This is a genomic window from Limnohabitans radicicola, from assembly GCF_014837235.1.
Taxonomy (GTDB): domain Bacteria; phylum Pseudomonadota; class Gammaproteobacteria; order Burkholderiales; family Burkholderiaceae_C; genus Limnohabitans_A; species Limnohabitans_A radicicola.
In genome coordinates this window covers 1127348-1142957 of the sequence record NZ_JACYFT010000001.1, presented here as the reverse complement: position 1 = coordinate 1142957, position 15610 = coordinate 1127348, and the positions used below count along the sequence as shown (strand labels likewise).

The following is a 15610-nucleotide window of genomic DNA, read 5'->3' as shown; positions in this document are numbered from 1 at the left end:
CATGCAAACCTTCTGGACCGCCTGCGGCCACCAACATCTGACGCGCAACGAGCGGGGTTGGCTGGTGCCCAGTCCAGACTACTGGCGCCTGTGGTTGCAGCGCCCCGAAATGGCGCTGGTGCCCGAATCGTGCAAAGAAGAAATGCGTCTGCACCAGGCCCTGCTCGATGCACCGTTGATGCAGGTCTCACCCGCACAACTCCATGCCTTCAAGGACGATGATGCGCGCGAGAACTACGAACTGTTCCTGCGCTTTCGGGACGATGTGGAAAGCGCGGGTTCCCTGGAGTCGGCCTACATGGCCTGGCAGCGCAATGGCAACATCCAGATGCCCCCGCTGTTCATCGACGTGGTGGTGCAGGCCATCGTGTGCAATGTCTTGGCCGATGAGCCAGACGCCTGGATCTGGCGCGCCGCCGAGCTGCTGTTTCGCCGCCAGCGCATCACCATCGAAGGCGGTCGTGTGCTCGCAGGTGACAGCGACACGCTGGACGCTTTGAAGGCAACGGGCGGTCTGGGCGAGATGGGCCGCTTGCTGTTGGAAGGCGGTGCGCCGCTCAAAGCGGTGGATGTCAAAGTGCTGCACAAAGACAACGAAGACCGCTATCTGGCGCAGCGCGAAGGTCTGGGCCGTTACGCGTTTTTGCTCGACATGACGCACGAGGTCCGGAACGAACTGCCGCACGGTCTGATTCTGAAAATGGTCAACGCCCGCTCGGGCCTGAAAGCCTTGTCGGTGGTGTTGGCCCGCTGGGTGCAGCACTTTCTGGGCGTATCGGTCAGCATTGAGCCGGTGCAAAAAGTCGACGACCCGGCCTGGCGCTGGCATGTGGGGCTGGACGTCACGGCCACCGCCTTGCTCAACGATCTGTACCAGGGCCAAGCGCTGGATGAAAAGCGCCAGCAGCAACTCATCAGCCTCTTCACGCTGCGCTTTGACAACCCACAAGACATGCGGGCCGACGTTCAGGGCAAGCCGGTCTATTTGGGGCTGGCCATGAACGATCAGCGTCTGCTCAAACTCAAACCGCAAAACATCTTGCTCAACCTGCCTTTGGCCAGCGCTGTTTGAGTCTGTACGGTCTGCGTCGTTTTACCAGCGCAGTAAACGACTGCCCAGCAGCGCGCCCAACGCACTCACGATCAGCATGCCACCGCCATACCACGCGGCGAAGAAGGCAAAGGTCGTCTCGGTGCAGTGCAGTGAATAAAAGCCCGCTGCCACACAGCCGGCCATGGCACCCGCTGCGGCACCCGCCAGCGCTGGCCGGGTGGGCGCCAGTTGGCGCAGAGCCCACAGCAGTGCGCCGAGCACCGGCAGTGCCAGTGCCAGTATGCTCAGCGCGCAGGTCTGCCAAGAGCTGCCCATCCACAGGGCCATGCGGCTGTCGGGGTTGGCCTCCAGCGATTGCATCAGACCCAGACTGCCCATGGCCAGCAGGGCGAGCGCGAGCCCCCAGAACGTGGACCCCACACCCATGCCCGGGCGCGACAGGTGCAGCAGGCCCCGGGCACTGAAGACGGCCAGCGCCAACAGCCACAGCATCTTGGTGGCAAAAGCTGGGTGGATAGCCATCGTGCCCATGTCAGGGTTCAAGCCCCAGAACACCAGCAGCCATGTCCCGCTCACCAGCGCCGAACCGAGCAGAGCCTGGCTCAGTTGCTGGCGCACCGGAGGCGCCGCAGGCATCGGGTCTTGAGCCAGCAGGCCGATCAGGTCTTGTGTTTTCATTTTTGGACTCCCCATTTGGCCATCAAGGTTTTCAGGCCTCGGTGGACATTGACTTTGACGGACGCTTCGCTTTGCCCGGTCAGCTGTGCGGTTTCGGTGATCGACAGGCCTTGTAGCCGCGTGTGTTCGATGGCGGCACGTTGTTTCGGCGGCAGGTCGGCCAGCACCTGGGCCAGATCGCGCTGAGCATCGCTCGTTTCGGTGTCGCTGTCCACCGTCAGGGTGTCGGCCCAGTCGTCGATGTCGTCGTGCAATTTTTCACGACGGCCATGGACACGCAAGTGGTCCACCCACTTGTAGCGCGCAATCGCAAACACCCAGGCGGTGAGTGGCTGATCACTTTGGTAGGTGTGGCGCTTTTGATGGATGGCCATCAGGGTTTCTTGCACAAGGTCCTCAACGTCGCTGAGCTGGGACTGCAGGCGCTTTCTGAGAAAGCCGCGCACATAAGTACTGAGCAGCGTTAGCACACGCTCGTAGCAGGCGCGGTCGCCTTGCAGTGATTGCATCCACAAGGCGTGCAGCTGGGATTCGACAGTGTGCAGGCTTTCGCTCATGCAAAGAGTTCGTGTGTGGGGTTGGAAAAGTTACAGATAACAAAATGCATAAAAAATTTGGCTTTGTGTAACTTTCAAATCGGTTGCGGCGGATTACACCATGACCCTGATGAACAAGCACCTTCAAGGCGTGGTTTCAGCGGGTCGTATCCAAGCACCAACCTTTCAGGAGATTTTCATGAACAAGCAACAACTGTTGACCATCGCTTTGGGCTCTGCATTCGCCGCTGTCGCGGCATTGCCGGCTCAGGCTGCCGGCAACCCATTTGCCGCCAAGGCGCTGGACGCTGGCTACCAAGTCGCTCAGGCCGACACCAAGGCCAAAGATGGCAAGTGTGGCGAAGCCAAGTGCGGTGCTGAAAAAAAGATGGACAAGAAAAAAGACGGCAAGTGCGGTGAAGCCAAATGCGGTGCTGACAAGAAAGCCAAAGAAGCCAGCTGCGGTGCCGATAAGAAGAAAGACGCTACTTGCGGCGCCAAAAAGTCTTGATCCCAGCTTGAGCCTGTCACAGCAGGCCTGCGCGCACAGTGCGCGCATGGCTTTCAGGACCCCACACACCCAAAGCCATGACCTTGAACAACGCTTTCCCCACCTGTGCGGGTCTGGGTTTTCGGCGCGAGTTGACCCCTGCACTTCAGCAGGCGGTCCCGTCCGAGATCCAGTTTTTTGAAGTCGCTCCCGAAAACTGGGCTGGCATGGGCGGTCGTTCGGCCCATGTGCTGCGGGCCTTCACCGAGCGTTACCCGTTTGTGTGCCATGGACTCTCGCTCTCCTTGGGCGGACCAGGCGCTTTGGATGAAGTCTTACTGCGGCGCACCCGTGACTTCATGCGCACGCACGGAATGACGCTGTTCACCGAGCACCTGTCCTGGTGTGCGGATGACAGCCACTTGTATGACCTCTTGCCCATCCCCATGACCGAAGAGGCGGTGCGCTGGACGGCCGAGCGCATTGGCCGTACACAAGACATTTTGGGCATACGCATCGGTGTGGAAAACGCATCGACCTATATCGCCCCCCCCGGCGCCGACATGAGTGAGCCCGAATTCATCCGCGCGGTGGTTGAGCGCGCGGATTGTCTGCTGCACCTGGACGTGAACAACATCCATGTCAACAGCTGCAACTTCGGTTTTGACCCCCACGCTTATTTGCGGCAGTTGCCATTGGAGCGCACCTGCTATGTGCATGTGGCGGGGCACTGGGTTGAGGACGACGGCCTGGTGGTGGACACCCATGGCAGTGACGTGATCGAGCCGGTCTGGCAATTGCTGCGTGAGGCGTATGCCCGCATTGGTCGTACGGTACCCACATGCCTGGAGCGTGATTTCAACCTGCCCGATTTGCACACCCTCACGCAAGAGGTGGCGCAGGTGGTGCGGTTGCAGCAAGAAGCGCATGACGCGCATCGGTTGGTAAACAGGCGGGTGGCCTGATGCTAGCGTTCCAACAATTCCAACACGATTTGGCGCGGCACCTGCGCGACCCACACCACACGCGCCGTCCCGCAGGCGTGCCTGCGCGCCGCATGGCGGTGTACAACGAGCTCTTGTTCAACAACATCTGCGGTTTTGTGGACAGCTGTTTTCCGGTGTGCCGCCAGTTGCTCGGTGACGGCCGCTGGCGCAGGCTGTGCCGCACCTTCTACCGTGACTGGCCTTTGCACACACCTTGGTTTCGCGAGATCCCGCGTGAGTTTGTGCGCTACCTCGATGAAGCCCACATTGCCCAGCCCTTGCCGCACTGGCTGGCCGATTTGGCGCGGTACGAATGGGCGGAGTTGGCAGTGGATGTGATGGATGTCGCGGCACCCGTACACGACGCGCAGGGTGACCTGATGGCCTGCGCTGTGGTGCTTAACCCGGCGCGCATCGACGTGGTCAGTCCCTGGCCCGTGCACCGCATCGGCCCGACCTGGCGGCCGCGTCAGTCGGAGCCCACTTTTCTGGTGGTGTTTCGCGATGCACAGCAGCAGGTGCAATTTTCTGAAATCAATGCCGTCACAGCCCGTGTGCTGGCCCTGCTGAATGAAAGCCGCACGGGTCAGCAGGTGTTTGAGCAACTGGCCCGCGAGATGGCGCATCTTGATCCACAAGCATTGGTGAGTTTTGGGCAGCAACTGTTGATCAGCCTGCGTGGGCAGGGCGTCATTTTGGGAACAAAACCATGAACAAAGCGCAGCACATCGCCCGTCAGGGGCTTAACACCCTCGACCATGTCGGTTTGTGGCTCGGACTGCTGAGTTTGCGCCTGCTTTTGGCCTGGGAGTTTGGCGAAGCCGGCTTTGAAAAGCTGCACGGCAGCAATTGGTTTGCCGACATCCAGAACCAGTTTCCCTGGCCATTCAAGCTGATCCCGCCAGACATCAATTGGGCGCTGGCGCTGGGGTTCGAGGTGGTCGGCGCAGTGGCCTTGGTCATTGGCCTGGGCACGCGGTTTTTCTCGGCCTCTCTCATCGCCTTGACCATCGTGGCCATGCTCAGCGTGCACTGGCCTGAGTCGTGGTCTAACTGGAGTGAACTGCTCAGGGGCTATGCATTGACCAACGAGGGTTTTGGCAATTTCAAACTTCCGGTGATCTACATTGCAATGTTGTTACCGCTGGTGTTCATGGGGCCTGGGCGCTTGTCGCTCGATTACACCATTGCGCGTCGCTTGCCTTGACTCAGGCCTAGGGTCTGTGGCGTTTCAAGGCCAGGTGCTGCGCCGCCCACAAGGCACCCATACCCAGGATGCTCGCGCCAAGCATCCACCACAGGCCGTAGGTGTAGCCCGCTGTGGGTGACCAGAGCACGCCCAGCATCAGTGGCGCTGCCGCACGGGCCAGTGCCACGGGCATGCCCAGCACACCGTTGAGTTGCCCCACATGCGCAGCGCTCACGTACTGCGCCATGGCCGTGCCCTTGACGATGGTGTTCAGGCCATTGCCCAGACCAAAGAGCACCACAAACAGCAGCGCGGCCCAGGGGGTGACGCCGCCGACCACCAGTGCAAGCAAGCCCATCGGAATCAGACTCGGAATCCAGCGGTTCGCGGTGTGCACATTCCAGTGCCGCTCGAACACGAACAGTACGAAGCGGCCAATGACCTGGATCACCCCGATGGCCGCAGGAATGGCCACCACCCAGGCGGGTGAAAGGCCAGCTTCTTGCAGCAGGTTGATCATGTGCGCAGGCAGGGCCGAGGTGACCGACATCATCAGCACCATGAAGAGGGCCAGCAGCCAGAACGGGGCCTTCAGGTGTTGTCGCACCGGACCCAGGGGCTGGTGTGTTGTGTGGTGGGGGTGGTGTGTTCGAGCCCCTTGCAGCAGCCAGGCGTGCAGCGGGGCGCACAGCAGCAGCTGGATGGCCGCCAGCGCCCACAAAGCGCGGCGCCAGCCCCACAGTTCAATCCACCAGCTCGACAGCGGGATGAACACTGTGCTGGCCAGCCCGCCCAGAAAGGTGAGGGTGATGATGGCGCGGCGAAAGTCTTGCGGAAATCTGCGCGTGACCACCGCAAACGCTGGCGTGTACAGCGTGGCGGCCAGGCCCAGGCCCAGCCAGAGCCACACGGCATAAAACCCCCAGAGCGTGGCGATGAAGCTGTGCGCCAGCAAGCCCGTGCCCACCCAGACCGAACCCAGCGCCATGACCGCGCGCTCGTGGCCCCGGTCGATCCAGCGGCCCACCAGCCAGGCGCCCGCGCCTTCGGCCAGCAAGGCCAGGCTGAAGGCCACGGAAGATTGGGCGCGCGTCATGCCTAACTCGGCTTCGAGCGGCGTGACCAGCAAAGAGAAGGTGTAAAAAACGCTGCCCCAGGTGATGAGTTGGGGCAAAGACAACCAGCCGCTGAAAGCGCCCAGACGGGAAACGGGCGATGATGGGGACGAAGGGTGCATGGGTCAGGCGGTGCGCGGATGGCCTCATTTTGACCGGTCCGCATGTCCGCCAGCATGACGCAAGTGGCGCCCCCGGCCTGTCGCCTGAGGGCGCTTGCACCGGATAAGCCGGTCAGCGGTAGGCAGGTTGCACCAGCTGCCAGCCTTCAGGGCAGTAAGAGGTGTAGGGGTAAAACTGGCCAGACGACGCGCAGTAATAGGAGGCACTGGGCGCCGGTTGCGGCGGGTAATAGGTCACCGGTGGGGCGACATACGTGGGGGCGGGGCGCGCGGCAGCACTCCAGACGGCGCCTGCCACACCCAAAGCGATCAGAGGGGCGACCCAGTTGCCGCCTGATCGGTGGCCATGGCCACCATGGCGCGGATGCTCCCAGCCGTGGTGACCCCCATCGGCCAGCGCTTGGCCGCTCACACCGGCCATCGCGATGACCAGACCCAGGGTTTGCAGGATTTTTTTCATAAGGCACCTCGTTGGCAGGGTTGTGCGTGTTCAACGTGCCAATGGCCGGTGCGTTGACGCTCCCCTGCCGATGCCTCGCAGACCTGTAACAGGGTGTGCTGCGCGCAGCCGTTCAATGCGCCTTGAGCACCCGGCGGTATTGCACAGCCTCGGCCACATGGGCGGGCATCACCTGTTCACTGCCTGCCAGGTCGGCGATGGTGCGGGCCACCTTGAGCGCTCGGTGGGTGCCACGCCCGCTCCAGCCCAATTGGGTGGCGATTTTTTGCAGCAAGGCGGTGGCGGCTTCGCTCAACTGCACTTGTGCGTCCAGTGCCTGACCTTGCAGCGCCTGGTTGCTGCAGCCTTGCCGCGTCAGAGCGCGTTCACGGGCTGCCAGCGCTCGCGTGGCGATGGCCTGGGTGCTTTCGCCGGGCACCGCTTCAATGAGTTCCTGAGGCCGCAGGCTGCTGACTTCGATGTGCAGGTCGATCCGGTCGAGCAAAGGGCCGCTGAGTTTGCCTTGGTAGCGGCTGACCTGATCGGGTGAGCAGCGGCACGCGCGCACCGCGCTGCCCAGGTAACCGCAGGGGCAGGGGTTCATGGCGGCGATCAGCTGAAAGCGCGCCGGAAACTCGGCCCGCCGGGCCGCCCGGGCGATGGTGATCTGCCCCGTTTCGAGCGGTTCGCGCAAGGCTTCCAGAGCGGGGCGAGGGAATTCCGGCAGCTCATCCAGGAACAGCACGCCGTGGTGCGCCAGCGAAATCTCGCCGGGCCTGGGCGGCGAGCCGCCACCTACCAGCGCTACGGCACTGGCCGAGTGGTGGGGCTGCCGGGTGGGGCGCTGCGCCCACCGGCCCAGATCAAAGCAGCCCGCCAGGCTGGCCAGTGCAGCGCTTTCGAGGGCTTCTTCGGTCTGCATGGGCGGCAGCAGTCCGGCAAAGCGCTGGGCCAGCATGGATTTGCCCGAGCCTGGGGGGCCAACCATCAGCAGCGAATGACCTCCAGCAGCGGCGATCTCGAGCACCCGTTTGGGGCCCGCCTGACCTTTCACATCAGCCAGGTCAGCGTAGCGTGGAGTTTCGGCCGGCGCAGCGCTGGCCAGGCGCGCCCAGCCTTCGCTGGACTCAGGAGGCGCTTCGCCGGACGGGGGCAGGAATTGCTGCACCACGTCCAGCAGGTGCCGGGCCCTGAAAATGATCGCATCGGGCACCAGTGCCGCCTCTTCGGCACTGCCCGGCGGCAAGACCAGGCGAGTGTGGATGTGCTGCTGGCGCAGGGCCAGGCTCATGGCCAGGGCCCCGCGCACCGGGCGCAACTCGCCAGACAGTGAGAGCTCCCCCGCGAATTCATGGCCTGCGAGCTTGGAGGCGTCGATTTGTCCGCTGGCCGCCAGGATGCCCAGGGCGATGGGCAAATCCAGCCGTCCCGAGTCTTTGGGCAAGTCGGCGGGGGCCAGGTTCACGGTGATGCGCTTGTTGTGGGGGAATTCCAGGCCGCTGTTCTGCAGGGCCGAACGCACCCGTTCGCGGGCCTCCTTGACCTCCACATCAGCCAGCCCGACCAGGGTGAAGCTGGGCAGGCCGTTGGCCAGGTGCACCTCCACGGTGACGGCGGGGGCGAGCAGACCCACCAGGGCGCGGCTATGCACCAAAGAAAGACTCATTTTGAACTCCCTGCCCCATGCTGGTGCATGGTGTGTGCTTTGGCACGCTGTCAAGGCGTCCCAAGCTTGTTGGAATGCCATTGAAGCACCCATCGGGGGAGGCATGCACTGGTGAATCCCCGGAGTCCTGCCTTTCAATGACTTGGCACGGTATCTGCTAGATGGAATTGTCACTCAACCCATTTATCGGAGTCCCTATGAAAAAAATCCTCGTTCCATCCCTGATCGCACTGGCCATCGGTTCCCTGTCTTCTGTGGCACAAGCCCAGACCGCACCTGCGCCAGCAGCCGAGCCAGAAAGCACCCTCGCCTTCAATGCAGGTGTGGTCAGCGATTACCGTTACCGTGGCATTTCCCAGTCGCGCCTGAACCCTGCACTGCAAGGCGGCGTGGACTACACCGACAAGAGCGGTTTCTATGTGGGCGCTTGGGGCTCCAGCATCAAGTGGATCAAGGACGCGGGTGCCAGCGCTGGCGCTGTGGAAATTGACCTGTACGGTGGCTACAAAGGCACAGCGGGTGATGTGGCCTACGACGTGGGTTACCTGCGTTACCAATATGCGGGCAACAAGCTGGGCAAAGTGGCTGGCTTTGGTAATGCCAACACCGACGAAGTCTATGGTGCTGTCACTTTGGGTGCATTCACTGCCAAGTATTCACACGCCTTCTCTAACCTCTTCGGTAACCTCAACAGCAAGGGCAGCTATTACCTCGACCTGAGCGCCACATTTGACTTGGGCGATGGCTACTCCTTGGTGCCACACGTGGGCTACCAAAAAGTGGCCAATACGCCAGATGCCACCTACACAGACTACGCTCTGACTCTGGGCAAAGACCTGGGCAACGGCCTGAGTGCTACAGCCGCTGTGATTGGTACCAACGCCAAGAAGTCCTTCTATTACACCCCTGCAGGCAAAGCCACGGGCGATGCTGGTCTGGTCGTGGGCCTGAAGTACACCTTCTGATCCCCAACCCCTCAACACAAGGAGCCATCATGAAACTGGTGACCGCCATCATCAAGCCCTTCAAGCTGGACGAAGTGCGTGAAGCACTCTCGGGCATCGGCGTGCAGGGCATCACCGTGACCGAAGTCAAAGGCTTTGGTCGTCAAAAGGGCCACACCGAGCTGTACCGCGGTGCCGAATACGTGGTGGACTTTTTGCCCAAGGTGAAAGTCGAAGCCGCTGTGGACGACGCCATCGTCGACCGCGTGATCGAAGCCATCGAGTCCGGTGCCCGCACCGGCAAGATCGGTGACGGCAAGATTTTTGTGTACGACCTCCAGCAGGTGGTTCGCATCCGCACCGGCGAGACCGGCACCGAAGCCCTGTGACCATCACGAAAGAGAGTTCAACATGAAAAAAATCATGAAACCCCTGGCCGTCGGTCTGGGATTGTTGGGTACAGCCGCTTTGGCTTGGGCCCAGTCTGCCGCCCCCGATGCCACGGCGGCCGTGGCCGATGCGGCAGCCACTGCGGCGGCTGCCGTGCCTGTGCCCAACAAGGGCGACACCACCTGGATGATGGTGTCCACCTTGCTGGTGCTGATGATGGCCGTGCCGGGTCTGGCCCTGTTCTACGGTGGTCTGGTGCGCAGCAAGAACATGCTGTCGGTGCTCATGCAGGTCATGGTCACCTTCTCGCTGATCTTGGTGCTGTGGTTCATCTATGGCTACAGCCTGGCGTTCACCGAGGGCAATGCCTACATCGGTGGTTTTGACCGCCTGTTCATGAAGGGCATCTGGGACAACGCAGCGGGCACTTTTGCGAATGCCGCGACCTTCTCCAAGGGCGTCTACATTCCGGAAATCTCGTTCGCCGCATTCCAGGCCACTTTCGCGGGCATCACTTGCGCGCTGATCGTGGGTGCCTTTGCCGAGCGTGCCAAGTTCTCCGGCGTGCTGCTGTTCATGGTGCTGTGGTTCACCTTCAGCTACCTGCCGATCGCACACATGGTCTGGTTCTGGATGGGTCCTGACGCCTACGCTTCCAAAGAAGTCGTCGACGAGATGACTGCCAAGGCGGGTCTGCTGTGGCAGTGGGGTGCGCTGGACTTCGCTGGCGGTACCGTGGTGCACATCAACGCCGCTGTCGCTGGCTTGGTCGGTGCCTTCATGATTGGCAAGCGCGTCGGTTACGGTCGCGAATCCATGGCGCCTCACAGCCTGACACTGACCATGGTGGGCGCTGCCCTGCTGTGGGTGGGCTGGTTCGGTTTCAACGCAGGTTCCGCCCTGGAAGCCAACGGTTTCGCTGCCCTGGCCTTCATCAACACCATGGTGGCCACTGCAGCAGCCGTGATCGCCTGGTGCATGGGTGAAGCCCTGATGCGTGGCAAAGCTTCCATGCTGGGTGCGGCCTCGGGTGCTGTGGCTGGTCTGGTGGCCATCACTCCTGCGGCTGGCAACGTCGGCATCGGCGGTGGCGTGATCATTGGCTTCATTGCAGGTTTTGCCTGCCTGTGGGGTGTGAACGGCCTGAAGAAGCTGCTGGGCGCTGACGACTCGCTGGACGTGTTCGGCGTGCACGGTGTGGGCGGCATTCTGGGTGCCTTGCTGACCGGCGTGTTCAACTCGCCCAGCCTGGGTGGCCCTGGCTTCGTGGCCGACTGGGTCACCGCCACCATGGTGACACCGGCTGACTTCTCCATCGGTGCCCAGGTCTGGGTGCAGGCCAAAGCGGTGTTGGTCACTGTGGTCTGGTCTGCTGTGGTCTCCGTGGTCGCCTACAAGATCGTTGACCTCACTGTGGGTCTGCGTGTCTCGGAAGAAGATGAGCGCGAAGGCTTGGACATCACCTCCCATGGTGAGTCTGCCTACCACGGCTGATCGACCAATTCATTGCAAAGGTGGCGTGAGCCACCTCCTTTCAAAGCCCGCTCACTTCGGTGTGCGGGCTTTTTTGCGTGGTCTCAGGCTGAGCGACTCTTCCAAACCGTGTGGGCTTGTGCCAAAGCTTCGGGGGTGTCCACGTCCAAAATGCAGCCGAGGTCATCCAAGTCCAGCCGCCAGGGCGCGTGCGTTTGCATCACGCTTTTGGCCCCCTGATCGCCCGACAAGGCCAGCAGCGCTTCGCGGCATACGGCGCCAAAGCCCACCGGGTGCCCACGCTCGCCCTGCACCCAGGGCACCACCACGGTGTGGTGGGCCAGGGCCTCAGCCACGCGGCGCAGGGAGTCGGCTTGCACCAGGGGCAGGTCCGCGGGCAGGATCAGCCAACCTGGCGCCTCAGCCGTGGCGGCCACGCCCGTGGCGATGCTCGCGCCCATGCCTTGTGCGCTCAGGTGCTGGGTGTGTTCGCGCTCCACCACGTGCCAGGGCAGGCCGCTGGCCTGGGTGGCGGCCACCACATGGTCGCGCACGCGTTGCGGGCCCATGGGGGCGAGCAGTTTGTCGTGTGTGCCGCCCGCTTGCCGAAAGCGCTCACCCTGCCCTGCAGCCAGGATGACGACGACTGGCAGCGGTGGTCGATTCAAATCGCGCAAGCCGGGCTGCGCCACTCGGTGGGCGCGGCATCGGCCTTGATTTGCACCATGGCGTCGGACACGCCTTTGTTCTTGACCTGCACGATTTCGGCAATGATCGAGACCGCGATCTCGGAAGGCGTCTTGGCGCCCAAACGCAAACCCACAGGGCCGTGCAAGCGGGCCAGGGCCTGCTCACTCAGGTCAAAGTGTTCGGCCAGGCGTTCCTTGCGCGCTTGCTGGTTGCGACGCGAGCCGAGTGCGCCCACATAAAAAGCGGGCGAGTTGAGCGCTTCGAGCAGCGCCATGTCGTCGAGTTTCGGGTCGTGCGTCAGCGCCACGATGGCGGTGTGCGCATCGGGCCGCAGGGCCAGCACTTCGTCATCGGGCATGCCGCTCAGGTGGGTCACACCGGGCAGGCTCCAACCTGCGGTGTATTCCTGACGTGGCTCGCACACCAGGATCTCAAAGTCCAGCATTTGCGCCATCTGCGCCACAGCTTGGCTCAGTTGGCCCGCGCCAATCAGCAGCAAGCGCCAGCGGGGGCCAAACAGCGTCGTCAGCGTGCTGCCGTCGAACTGCAAAGCCTCGCCACGTTCGGCTTCGCGCAATTGCACACTGCCGTCACGCAAGGTGAGGGTGCGCGCCACCAGTTGGTGCTCGCTCGTTCGGTGCAAGACCTGTTCGATCCAGGTGGTGTCCAGCACGGGCTCTTGCACCAGCCGCAAGGTGCCGCCGCAAGGCAGACCGAAGCGGGTGGCCTCTTCCTTGGTCACGCCATAGGCGACCATCGAAGGGGTTTGCAGATCGGCGTATTCACCCGCCCGGATGCGGGCGATCAGATCGTCCTCGACGCAGCCGCCCGAGACCGAGCCGCTCACGCCGCCATCGTCCCGTACGGCCAGCAAGGCCCCGGGTGGACGGGGGGCACTGCCCCAGGTTTCCACCACGGTGACCAACGTGACCTGATGGCCAGCCTGTTTCCAGGCCAGCACATCCGACAGAACGCGAAGATCCAGGCTTTCCATCCGGGCCTCCAGCCGATCAGGCCGTGCGCAGCGCGTCGGCCGTGATCGGCAGACGGCGCACGCGCTTGCCGGTCAGGGCGGCCACGGCGTTGGCAATCGCAGGCGCAGCCACGGCTGTGCCGGGTTCGCCAATGCCGCCGGGCTTTTCGGTGCTCTTGACCAGCACGATGTCGATCTGAGGCGATTCGTACATGCGCACCGGCTCGTAGCTGTTGTAGTTGGTCTCTTGCACACGGCCATTTTTCAGGGTGATCTGGTGCTTGAGCACAGCGCCCACGCCGAACACGATGCTCGACTGCAGCTGGGCCTCGACCGTGTCGGGGTTGACCATGTGGCCCACGTCAGCGGCCACGGTGACCTTGTGCACGCGCACGCTGCCGTCCTTGTCGATGCTGACTTCGGCCACTTGGGCCATGTAGCTGTCGTAGCCTTCCATCAAGGCGATGCCGCGTGCACGGCCTGCGGCCACGGGCTTGCCCCAGCCGGCTTTTTCGGCGGCCAGTTTGAGCACGTTGGCAAAGCGGGGCTTGCCGTTGAGCATCTTCATGCGGTAGGCGTAAGGGTCTTGACCTGCGGCCTTGGCCAGCTCGTCGATGAAGCTTTCGTTGGCAAAAGCGTTCATGCTGTGGCTCACGGCGCGCCAGTAACCCACACGGAAACCGCTGTCGTGGATGACCAGGTCGTGCTGCGTGTTGGGGATGTTGTACCCGGCCACGGCCGCTTCGGCCATGAAGGGGTCCAGCGTGTCCTTGGGCAGACCAAAGGCGCGTTGGGTCACCGACTGCGAAGCCACCTTGAAGTGCATGGCCACGGGCATGCCGTTGGCGTCCAGACCGGCTTGCATCTGGTTGACGCCTGCTGGGCGGTAGAAGTCATGCGTCATGTCTTCTTCGCGCGTCCACAGCAGTTTGACGGGTTTGTTGACAGCCTTGGAAATCTCGGCAGCCTGCACGATGAAGTCCAGCTCCAGACGGCGACCGAAGCCGCCACCCAGGAAGGTGGTTTTCAGGGTGATGTTCTCGGGTTTGACGCCCAAAGCACCAGCCACAGCGCCTTGTGCGCCTTGCTGGAACTGGGTTGGGCCAATCAGCAAGACCTTGTCGCCCTGCACATGGGCGGTGAAGTTCATCGGCTCCAGCGGCGAGTGCGATTGCATGGGCGAGACGTACTCGGCCTGCACCACTTTGGCAGCACCCTTGAGGGCCGCAGCCACATCGCCCACAGGCTTGGTGATGGGAATGACTTTGCCACTGCTCAGGGCTTGGCGGGTGCCTTCGATGATCGAAGTGTCGCTCAGGGCGGCCACAGCGCCTTCTTCCCACTGGACTTTGACGGTTTCCATGGCTTTCTTGGCGCGCCACCAGGTGTCAGCCACCACGGCCACGCCGTCGCTGATCTGCACCACAGCCTGCACGCCGGGCATGCCTTTGGCCTGCGCCGCGTCAAAGCTCTTGACCTTGCCGCCAATCACCGGGCACTGCTGCACGGTGGCGTAGACCATGCCGGGCAATTTCACGTCAATGCCGAACTCGGCTGTGCCGTTGGTTTTGGCAGGCGTGTCCAGGCGCTTGGTGCGCTTGCCGACGATGCGGAAGTCCTTGGGGTCCTTGAGCGCGGGTTTCTCGGGCAAAGGCATGCGAGAGGCCGCTGCAGCCATTTGTCCGTAGGTGGATTTTTTACCGCCTGGGCCCGTCAGAATGCCTTTGTCAGCCTTGATGGAGCCCACATCGGTGTTCCATTCGAGTGCGGCTGCTGCCTTGAGCATTTCGCGCACCTGGGCACCCGCTACACGCAGCTTGTCAAAACCCCCGCGCACGGAGGTTGAGCCGCCCGTGATCTGCGCACCCAGCAGGGCGTTCACATACGCTGCATCAGGGGGGGCAATGGCTACCTTGATCTGGTTCAGGTCCACGTTGAGTTCTTCGGCCACCAGCATGGGCATGGCGGTGTAGACGCCCTGACCCATCTCAGAGTGGGCCACCTGGATGGTGATGGTGTTGTCGTCGGCGATGTGCACCCAAGCATTGGGTGTGCTCACAGTGCCTGCGGCCATGGCCTGGCCCAGCGTGCCAGGCAAGTTGATGGCCATCAGCAGGCCACCGGAGGCTGCGACACCGGTTTTGAGGAACGAGCGGCGGGAGGTTGTTGTGTGGATCATGTTTTGTCTCCGCGGTTTCAGGCTTTGCGCATCATGGCAGCGGCATCCTTGATGGCCGCGCGGATACGGGGGTAAGTGCCGCAACGGCAAACGTTGCCACTCATCGCGTTGTCGATGTCGGTGTCGCTGGGGTTCTTGTTTTTGGCCAGCAGGGCAGAGGCGCTCATCAGCTGGCCCGACTGGCAGTAACCGCACTGGGGCACATCGTGCTTGATCCAGGCCACTTGCAGGGGGTGCGTGTTGTCTTTGGACAGGCCTTCCACGGTGGCCACTTTCTTGCCGGCCACAGCGCTCACCGGGGTCTGGCAAGAGCGCACGGCTTCACCGTTGACGTGCACGGTGCAGGCACCGCAGAGCGCTGCGCCACAACCAAATTTGGTGCCGGTCATGCCCAGCTCGTCGCGCAGCACCCACAGCAAGGGGGTGTCGGTTTCGGCATTCGCCTGGGCAGGCTTGCCATTGACTTGGAAATTCACGCTCATCAAGTGCTCCTCAAAGCGGTGTTGTTATGAACAAAAACACTGCAGAGGGTGCCTCAAGGGCCAGACAGGCAAATGCACGTAAACCCTGAGATGGCTGGTTTCTCGCTTCATATTTTCAAAATGAGACACATTCTTTATGTTTCCTGACAAAAACGCCGTGTTGGTGTGGCCAGCAGCACACAGGATTCTTTTGGGTTACATCGC

The 15610-nt window shown here is 62.4% G+C and carries 17 protein-coding genes; 8 read left to right on the top strand and 9 right to left on the bottom strand.

Going from position 1 to position 15610, the window contains the following annotated elements; all coding sequences use genetic code 11:
* Window position 1: 1 nt before the first annotated feature.
* A complete protein-coding gene (locus tag IC609_RS05695) occupies window positions 2–1072 on the top strand; it encodes a DUF6352 family protein (RefSeq protein ID WP_191818449.1) in 1071 nt (356 codons plus the stop codon).
* 21 nt (window positions 1073–1093) lie between these two features.
* On the opposite strand, the gene IC609_RS05690 is transcribed toward IC609_RS05695, so the two are convergent.
* Together IC609_RS05690 and IC609_RS05685 are read right to left on the bottom strand one after the other, a co-directional pair.
* Window positions 1094–1732 (bottom strand): NrsF family protein, encoded by a 639-nt coding sequence (locus IC609_RS05690; protein WP_191818448.1) that lies wholly within the window; start codon window positions 1730–1732, stop codon window positions 1094–1096.
* The gene (locus tag IC609_RS05685) at window positions 1729–2289 is read right to left on the bottom strand and encodes a sigma-70 family RNA polymerase sigma factor (protein WP_225223996.1); all 561 of its coding nucleotides are present in this window, start codon (window positions 2287–2289) and stop codon (window positions 1729–1731) included. Before IC609_RS05685 ends, IC609_RS05690 begins: the two co-directional genes overlap by 4 nt.
* A 178-nt stretch (window positions 2290–2467) precedes the next feature.
* On the opposite strand from IC609_RS05685, the gene IC609_RS05680 reads away from it, so the two are divergent.
* From IC609_RS05680 to IC609_RS05665, 4 genes are all read left to right on the top strand, one after another.
* Window positions 2468–2779, top strand: coding sequence for an HvfA family oxazolone/thioamide-modified RiPP metallophore (locus tag IC609_RS05680; RefSeq protein ID WP_191818447.1), 312 nt, complete (start codon window positions 2468–2470; stop codon window positions 2777–2779).
* 77 nt (window positions 2780–2856) lie between these two features.
* Window positions 2857–3723 carry an HvfB family MNIO-type RiPP peptide maturase gene (locus tag IC609_RS05675; protein WP_191818446.1) on the top strand — a complete coding sequence of 289 codons (867 nt, stop codon included), beginning with the start codon at window positions 2857–2859 and terminating at the stop codon, window positions 3721–3723.
* Window positions 3723–4457, top strand: coding sequence for an HvfC family RiPP maturation protein (locus tag IC609_RS05670; protein ID WP_191818445.1), 735 nt, complete (start codon window positions 3723–3725; stop codon window positions 4455–4457). Before IC609_RS05675 ends, IC609_RS05670 begins: the two co-directional genes overlap by 1 nt.
* Entirely contained in the window at window positions 4454–4951 is a 498-nt protein-coding gene (locus tag IC609_RS05665; protein ID WP_191818444.1) for an HvfX family Cu-binding RiPP maturation protein, read from the top strand. The genes IC609_RS05670 and IC609_RS05665 overlap by 4 nt, the downstream gene beginning before the upstream one ends.
* A gap of 7 nt (window positions 4952–4958) precedes the next feature.
* Here the strand turns inward: IC609_RS05665 and IC609_RS05660 are convergent, their stop codons facing one another.
* The 3 genes from IC609_RS05660 to IC609_RS05650 all read right to left on the bottom strand — a co-directional run bounded on the left by IC609_RS05660 (window position 4959) and on the right by IC609_RS05650 (window position 8275).
* Window positions 4959–6170 carry an MFS transporter gene (locus IC609_RS05660; protein WP_191818443.1) on the bottom strand — a complete coding sequence of 404 codons (1212 nt, stop codon included), beginning with the start codon at window positions 6168–6170 and terminating at the stop codon, window positions 4959–4961.
* A gap of 112 nt (window positions 6171–6282) precedes the next feature.
* The gene (locus tag IC609_RS05655) at window positions 6283–6630 is read right to left on the bottom strand and encodes a hypothetical protein (RefSeq protein ID WP_191818442.1); all 348 of its coding nucleotides are present in this window, start codon (window positions 6628–6630) and stop codon (window positions 6283–6285) included.
* A gap of 112 nt (window positions 6631–6742) precedes the next feature.
* Window positions 6743–8275, bottom strand: coding sequence for a YifB family Mg chelatase-like AAA ATPase (locus IC609_RS05650; RefSeq protein ID WP_191818441.1), 1533 nt, complete (start codon window positions 8273–8275; stop codon window positions 6743–6745).
* A gap of 197 nt (window positions 8276–8472) precedes the next feature.
* On the opposite strand from IC609_RS05650, the gene IC609_RS05645 reads away from it, so the two are divergent.
* From IC609_RS05645 to IC609_RS05635, 3 genes are read left to right on the top strand one after another with little or no spacing between them, the layout of a single operon-like run.
* Window positions 8473–9240: a TorF family putative porin gene (locus IC609_RS05645; protein WP_191818440.1), complete on the top strand. Its 768-nt coding sequence runs from the start codon at window positions 8473–8475 to the stop codon at window positions 9238–9240.
* A gap of 29 nt (window positions 9241–9269) precedes the next feature.
* The gene (gene glnK, locus IC609_RS05640) at window positions 9270–9608 is read left to right on the top strand and encodes a P-II family nitrogen regulator (protein WP_191818439.1); all 339 of its coding nucleotides are present in this window, start codon (window positions 9270–9272) and stop codon (window positions 9606–9608) included.
* Between the two features lie 22 nt (window positions 9609–9630).
* Window positions 9631–11103: an ammonium transporter gene (locus tag IC609_RS05635; RefSeq protein ID WP_191818438.1), complete on the top strand. Its 1473-nt coding sequence runs from the start codon at window positions 9631–9633 to the stop codon at window positions 11101–11103.
* 83 nt (window positions 11104–11186) lie between these two features.
* On the opposite strand, the gene IC609_RS05630 is transcribed toward IC609_RS05635, so the two are convergent.
* From IC609_RS05630 to IC609_RS05615, 4 genes are read right to left on the bottom strand one after another with little or no spacing between them, the layout of a single operon-like run.
* Entirely contained in the window at window positions 11187–11759 is a 573-nt protein-coding gene (locus tag IC609_RS05630; protein ID WP_225223995.1) for a nucleotidyltransferase family protein, read from the bottom strand.
* Window positions 11747–12766: an XdhC family protein gene (locus tag IC609_RS05625; RefSeq protein ID WP_191818437.1), complete on the bottom strand. Its 1020-nt coding sequence runs from the start codon at window positions 12764–12766 to the stop codon at window positions 11747–11749. Before IC609_RS05625 ends, IC609_RS05630 begins: the two co-directional genes overlap by 13 nt.
* 16 nt (window positions 12767–12782) lie before the next feature.
* Window positions 12783–14924, bottom strand: coding sequence for a xanthine dehydrogenase family protein molybdopterin-binding subunit (locus IC609_RS05620; RefSeq protein WP_191818436.1), 2142 nt, complete (start codon window positions 14922–14924; stop codon window positions 12783–12785).
* A 17-nt stretch (window positions 14925–14941) separates the two neighbouring features.
* A complete protein-coding gene (locus IC609_RS05615; protein WP_191818435.1) occupies window positions 14942–15406 on the bottom strand; it encodes a (2Fe-2S)-binding protein in 465 nt (154 codons plus the stop codon).
* Between the last annotated feature and the right edge of the window lie 204 nt (window positions 15407–15610).